This window comes from Vibrio sp. LB10LO1 (assembly GCF_010092875.1).
GTDB classification, from domain to species: domain Bacteria; phylum Pseudomonadota; class Gammaproteobacteria; order Enterobacterales; family Vibrionaceae; genus Vibrio; species Vibrio campbellii.
The window spans coordinates 1-6,656 of record NZ_JAADJW010000069.1 but is presented as its reverse complement, the minus strand read 5'-3'; the positions used below and the strand labels follow the sequence as shown (position 1 = coordinate 6,656).

8 protein-coding genes and 1 pseudogene are annotated in these 6,656 nt (G+C 39.5%); all 9 read right to left on the bottom strand.

Going from position 1 to position 6,656, the window contains the following annotated elements:
* Window positions 1-34: 34 nt before the first annotated feature.
* A pseudogene (locus tag GXP65_RS25510) lies at window positions 35-137 on the bottom strand (DUF3265 domain-containing protein).
* 10 nt (window positions 138-147) lie between these two features.
* Window positions 148-561 (bottom strand): hypothetical protein, encoded by a 414-nt coding sequence (locus GXP65_RS24420; protein WP_047690452.1) that lies wholly within the window; start codon window positions 559-561, stop codon window positions 148-150.
* Window positions 545-1,429, bottom strand: a complete 885-nt coding sequence (locus GXP65_RS24415; RefSeq protein WP_162093925.1) for a hypothetical protein — start codon at window positions 1,427-1,429, stop codon at window positions 545-547. Before GXP65_RS24415 ends, GXP65_RS24420 begins: the two co-directional genes overlap by 17 nt.
* 159 nt (window positions 1,430-1,588) lie before the next feature.
* The gene (locus tag GXP65_RS24410) at window positions 1,589-2,068 is read right to left on the bottom strand and encodes a lecithin retinol acyltransferase family protein (RefSeq protein WP_107247677.1); all 480 of its coding nucleotides are present in this window, start codon (window positions 2,066-2,068) and stop codon (window positions 1,589-1,591) included.
* A gap of 206 nt (window positions 2,069-2,274) precedes the next feature.
* The gene (locus GXP65_RS24400; protein WP_069687321.1) at window positions 2,275-2,757 is read right to left on the bottom strand and encodes a DUF2314 domain-containing protein; all 483 of its coding nucleotides are present in this window, start codon (window positions 2,755-2,757) and stop codon (window positions 2,275-2,277) included.
* A gap of 135 nt (window positions 2,758-2,892) precedes the next feature.
* Window positions 2,893-4,338 carry a HEPN domain-containing protein gene (locus GXP65_RS24395; protein WP_162093924.1) on the bottom strand — a complete coding sequence of 482 codons (1,446 nt, stop codon included), beginning with the start codon at window positions 4,336-4,338 and terminating at the stop codon, window positions 2,893-2,895.
* A 154-nt stretch (window positions 4,339-4,492) separates the two neighbouring features.
* Window positions 4,493-4,846: a VOC family protein gene (locus GXP65_RS24385; RefSeq protein ID WP_162093923.1), complete on the bottom strand. Its 354-nt coding sequence runs from the start codon at window positions 4,844-4,846 to the stop codon at window positions 4,493-4,495.
* 147 nt (window positions 4,847-4,993) lie between these two features.
* The gene (locus tag GXP65_RS24375) at window positions 4,994-5,689 is read right to left on the bottom strand and encodes a DUF2971 domain-containing protein (protein ID WP_162093922.1); all 696 of its coding nucleotides are present in this window, start codon (window positions 5,687-5,689) and stop codon (window positions 4,994-4,996) included.
* Window positions 5,690-5,800: 111 nt separating this feature from the next.
* Complete coding sequence (locus tag GXP65_RS24365; RefSeq protein ID WP_162093921.1) at window positions 5,801-6,568, bottom strand: hypothetical protein; 768 nt, start codon at window positions 6,566-6,568, stop codon at window positions 5,801-5,803.
* Between the last annotated feature and the right edge of the window lie 88 nt (window positions 6,569-6,656).

Sequence of the window (6,656 nt, the reverse complement as noted above, 5' to 3'; positions counted from 1 at the left end):
ATTCATCTTTTTTCTCCTGCGCTCTAACGCCCTGTTAAGGTGTGAGCAACGCAATGCCGATGTTGCCGCAGACCACCTTAAACACTAAACGCAACGCATAGTAAAAATGCCACGCGTTGCGAATCACTCTTAAACAGTTTGTTATAACTACGCTTTCTCTGTTGCCGACTCTATATGATTTACAGCTGATCCGATAATAAAATGACAAATGGTAGCCAAAGTAAACAGTACTATCTGAGTCTTACCTAGTACCTCGTTTGGAATAACTAACATCAGAATATTAATCACCACATTGACCACTAGACCAAAGGCAATTAATACCGTTAGATAGAAGTTCACCGCTGAAGTTTTCTTTGGCTTATTCGTTTTAGCGAGAGCCGTAGCAAGCTTAACAATTAACTGTCCGTATACTATGGTTGCGGCTATGCCCCAATCGGGAAGCATATAAAAAGAACCACTCACCCCTTGGGCACTTCTTACAATCAGTATTATGACGAAAGGCAGTATTACGAAAATGTAGTCAGCAATTAAAGCAAGAATATTACTATTTGCTGTCTTCACGAGACTTCTCCGCTTCTTCAATACGAATTTGCAGCTCTTTTCCTTTTACAACACGTTCGACATGCAAGATACGGTGCTGTTTATGAGTATATGTCTTTGAGCCTTTCAACCTCACTGCCTGATAGCAGACATAAGCAATTAATGCATCTCCTGGGTCTAAATGCCCAAGATCACAGCTTTGATAACGACCTAGCCATTCCTTATGCTCTATGGAAGCTGAGAATGAGACATTTCTCTCTACACTCTTAAAGTCCCACTGAGAGTCACCTAAGAATACTGGCTTTTTTACCAGTAAGGTTTCGATTTTTTTAACCTCTGTGCTGTCAGCAACAAATAAATCGTCGACCTCTTTATCGAATCTGACTCTCGTATTTAGGTACGTGACGTTGTTAGCCTGAGGCGTACGAATGTCAATAGTTTCGCCATCAGCCAGTAGTTCGGAAGCCTTGCAAAGGCTTTTGAGATCTTTGGCGTATTGATAACGGTCAATATTAACCTGATTGGGGAACTCTACAGCGCCATGCGCAAGAAGTTCGTCCTCGACACCTTTCACGGCGCTATCGATAACGTCTTCGTTTTCGATACTATCTAAATCAACCATTGAATTAGCGATGTATAGAGGTATTGAAGTCAACGCATTAGCTACTTTTTGCAAGCCAGAAGTACACTTGATTATGCTTTTAAGAGAACCAATTTGAACGCCCGAAAGTTCATAAGTGAAATTAAGGTCAGCATCTACTGATTTGCCGACAGTAAACGTCAAGTTCTCAAAAGCAGTCACATAAGCTGCCATCGCCAAAAACACTCGTTCAGGCTTGCCTGTCGAAGGCTTATAATCAAGCCGAATTTCAAATGAACTTTCGTACAATCTCGTTCTCCTAATGATGTACTCAAAAAGTAGTTATAACGCCCTGTTAAGGTGTGAGCAACGCAATACCGATGCCGCCGCATAACACCTTAATCACCTAAACCAACGCATAGTAAAAATGCCACGCGTTGTGAATCACTCTTAAACAGTTTGTTATACCTATTTTTTCTCGACGGCTTTAGTAGCTAAAACGGCTAAACCGCCCAGAGCTAATGCACCACCGAGAAATTTAGCAAACTTCGGGTTTTCTGAGCATAAACCAACTAAGCTTGCGCCCAAAACAGCACCAGTTGCACCAGCAACAACTTGAGTCGAAGACATTTTTAAACCTGTAGCCCATTTAGCAAAATGCTCACAGTTTCGGTCTGTTAGCGAGTATTTCCACTCCCCAATTTGAGAACGAGCGAGTTCGAGTACCTCTGGAACTGGGCGGTCGTAAGTCACTTTAGCTGGATAGGTATGTTTACCTTTAGTCACCACATCCCAGCTCTCTTCTTGAACGGTGCCATTTCGTTGGGTTGCAGAAATGAGCATAGGTAGCCCCTTTTCACACAAAGAATCTGAAACTAGAGACCAGTGCTGATAAACACCGAAGTTGCTGACAACAATATCGCCAGGATTTAGATTTTGAATTGACATATGTATCCCTACATTTGATTAATTGACGATATCAATATGTAGGCATACTTTTGAATTTCAAGTGGTTGCATAGGTATAACGCCTTGTTAAGGTGTGAGGCACGCAATACCGAAGCCTCCGCATAATACCTTAACCACTAAAATCAACGCATAGTAAAAATGCCACGCGTGCCGAATCACTCTTGAACAATTTGTTATGTTGTAGACTCAAGGCAAAGGCATCCATTCTTTTACGCCTACATACTGGTCATATTTGTCTTTTTCGTCTTTTGTTTTTTGGTCTCTGATGTAACGCATTGAAAATCCACCATACATTGAACCACTGTTATTCAGAGACCAATCTACGATATCTTCATCTGAAACTGAGTACGCTTCACCGACGACAATATGATCTAACTGAGGGAGTGTTTCAAAAGCTTGAACCACGAAAGACTTTGAATCTACATCTACCACCATGAACCACAAGTAAGCACCTTGTTCTGGGAAGTATACTTTTACAAGAGCAAAACTAGATGCAAGCTCAGGTTTAGACAATAGCTCGCGAAAGGATCCTATGCTCGCTTTAGCTTCGATAATTGTCCTCTGCCATAAAAGGTCATTGGATAAAACTGGATTACTCTTCACTTCGTCACCCGAAAAACTTAAACCTGAATGTAGAATTGATACCAATAGTAGTAACCAATATTTCATTGTTAGCCTCAAACAACATAACGCCCTGTTAAGGTGTGAGCAACGCAATACTGATGCCGCCGCATACCACCTTAATCACTCAAACCAACGCATGGCAAAAATGCCACGCGTTGCGAATCACTCTTAAACAGTTTGTTAGTGGGCAACCCGCACATTGTCGATGAAAACCCCAGTATTAGAGGAAACATATTGAATTAGATCATTCACATCTTGGAATTCCGAGTTATCGATTAGATCTTCTCTTTCATGTAAACCGTCTATATCTTCAACAACAACACGACCTAAACGGATAATGCCAGACATTGACTCTGGAACATTATCATCTAACTCTATAGTTGCCACTCTTGTCATCGATACTTCATACGCATGGTTTAGTTGAGCTAAGCACTCGTGAGCTAAATGAATGTTACTTTCTATTTCCGAATCAGAGAACATTTCTTCTGCATGCATCAAACGATTTCTAAAGTTTTGTAAATATAATAGCTTCTCAAAGAGTTCAGAATGTAATAAGGATGACTTTTTTAAATCTCGATATAAGATATGCTTGGGCACAGGAACTCTTTTTATTCGACCATCAGCCATAATTCTCTCTCGGAGATGGTTGTTTGTTATTCTTGATATTTTTATAACTAAAGAATCCAGCCGCTTCCACGTTCTTATAAACTCACCATATAGTGAATTCACATTTGACATCACACTTTCCGCAACAATTTCCTTATCATCTGCTGGAACGGAGATTTTGTCTATATCTTTTATGGCTTTGTCTAAGCTAACATTAATCTCATCTACTAATTGCCTAATACTCTCATAATCACGCTTTGTGACAATTGCGTTATGAGCAATTAAGCACCTCAACTCATATAGTTTTCTCCAACGAGAATCTAGAAATGAATCTTCACAATCAACAATTTCCGAAAAATATCGTTGCCAGTTAGATTTTGGAATGTACTCTTTCAGTTGTTCTAGCTTTAAAGATTCTATTGATTCGGCAGCATCAATTTTATCAAATAGACTCTTGGTGTTATGAACAGAATAAGGCTTAAATAAAAAGTCCGCCAAGTGAATAAAGTCAACTTTGTAAACTTGTGGTGCGTCTTTTCTTTTGCTTTTTTCTACTGCTACTTTGAAGGTTTCTGGTGATGACTCCTTTAGCCAACTTGTTCCGACTTTTCTAAGCATGAAATTAGTAATTAACTTTCTCATTGTATTCTCGATACAATGAATCAAAGGGTACGATTCTTGAGAATAAAAAGTAGAGATATCATCAACCAATATTTCAGGTTTTCCGCCAGATTTTTGAATTAATTTTTTTATATCTCTAAGCAATTCCACAAAAATATCAAGTTTATCACGTTCGCACTTCGCACTTAATGTCAACTGAAAGAATCGTTGTCCTTTATTCTCTACCTCTCCTGAAATCAAACCATATTCAACATCAAAGCTCCCTTTGTATATAAGCTTTCTGTTACTAATTTTAATATCAGAGTTAACTTGCAACAATTTGTTGAATGTAGGCTTACCATCGCAAAAAGCGCCTTCATCATCCATCAAGATCAAGTACTCTACTTTGAATTCTTTCATTTGATTGCTCTCATTTTACTATTTACACACTGCCCACTAACGCCCTGTTAAGGGGTGAGCAACGCAATGCTGATGCCGCCGCATACCGTCTTAAACACTAAAACCAACGCATAGTAAAAATGCCACGCGTTGCGAATCCCTCTTGAACAATTTGTTATGTGGTTTTCCCACGTAGTCCTATTAAGTTTCCAAATGGGTCCTCAACTTGGGACATTGAAAGCCCATCTTCGATTTCCATTGGTCCACGATAAAGACACGCACCTAGTTCTTCAAAATGAGCCAGAGCAACACATAAATTATCTACTGACCAGTAAACAACTGTACCACTTTTACCAGCACCAACCTTTTTGTCTGCTTGGACTATTTCTAATGAGAAACCATTTAGATCAAGCACCGTGAAATCAAAGTCAGGATGGTAAACCGGAACGGCTTCTGGAAAAGCTTTCTTGTACCATTCAAGCCCTTTCGCTACATCTGGGACATGAACAAGAACCGCTGATGGATTCATAATTTCTCTCCAACCACATAACGCCCTGTTAAGGTGTGAGCAACGCAATACCGAAGCCACCGCATACCACCTTAAACACTAAAACCAACGCATAGTAAAAATGCCACGCGTTGCGAATCACTCTTAAACAGTTTGTTATAAATCGGGCTAAAACTGTGTAATGTGGATTTTAAAACTATTTTCTTTAGTCTTTGCAAGCTTTAGCTTATTTGTAAAACCCAAAGCATTGAGATTAGTAATAAGCCTGTCCTTATCCTTATCACTCATTCTTTCGCCAATTATTACGCTAAGCAGCGCACTAGGTTTATATTTTTTTAAACCGCTATTTGACGAAAGAAACCGATACTCTCTCTCGCACTGAAACTCAGCAGGTTTGTAGAAGAAACAAGTATTATAGATCCGTTCTAGATTGCGTTTTTTAAAATCCACCCCTGTAACATCCTCAAGCCCGCTTCCTTCATGGATAAGGTTTTCCCCCGATAACAGACGAGGAAAGTTTACATATTTGACTGGACCTACTTTAACTAACGAGTCTCCCTTACTCTCGTTGAATAATTTATAGTCAAACACCAAGCAGAAACCTTTTAGTTCATTTCCGTAGTGAGCCCACATATAAGGTGACTCTTCTACCTTTGATTGCTCGCAAAAAGCCATCGAGAGAACACCCATATTTCCTAGTTTTGATAAATCCGGGGAGTATTTATCGTGTTCATTAGGGTCAAGCAAACAGAACATATTTTCGGTAGGATCGTTCAATTGCTCAGTTCTAGCAAAGTATAAGCTGAGCTCTGATAAAGCAGACATTGAATAATCGTTGACTGTCTGAAACTTGTATAAGTTCACTGATGCCTCCTTAGATTTATAACGCCGCGTTAAGGTGTGAGTAACGCAATACCGATGTCACCGCACACCACCTTAAACACTAAAACAAACGCATAGTAAAAATGCCACGCGTTACGAATCACTCTTAAACGCTTTGTTATGTGAAATTTTTCCCACTTGTTCATTTACATAAGACTCTAGATTTTCTGTATGTTCGTAGTAAATACCTAAAATATGAAGAGCCTTACTTATTGATTCTTTGTCCACTTTACCCGAAATATTATCCTCTTCACCACGAGCTAGAGGAAACAAGTCATCAACACTTACTTTAAGTTCGGCTAGTCCAAAGAAAAGTGTGTTGTAATATCTTCGGTTCGTTTGCGGTTTCTTACAGACACTTTCGAGTCGTGCACCATGCACTTGCAGCATATTTAGCACTTTTGCCAAATAATCACCAACTTCGGGAGTTGCATGCCGAATACACTCTTGAAACGTTTCGAAATGAGCGTCACTCAATTTAGGCACCGTAATTTCTGACATTTCGGAGCGATTTTTACTATAGTAATACGCATCTTGGAGGCTCCTTGCGCTTTCACTGAGATACTGACACAAATCATCTAACTTTTGAGGTAAGAGCGCTCTTGACGCTACAAAATCTCGTTGTCTTTGTTTTTCAACTGCTACGCTGGAAATGTTAAATGCCGTTATACTCGAAAGGAAAGCAAGTACACCTGTATTCAAAGTTTGCCAATCTAACCAAACACCATGGACATAATCCCAATCACCATAAAACCATGGCACTACACACATAAAGACAAAATAGATAATGATCGAAGGCACGCCTACATAATTTAATAGCCCAACATAAAACTTAGGCTTGAAAAGACCAAACCGATACAACGAAATTCTCCCATTTCACATAACGCCCTGCTATGTAGTGGTCAACAAATACCGGACACAGATTTAAGCCGATTTTCTGCATCAACCG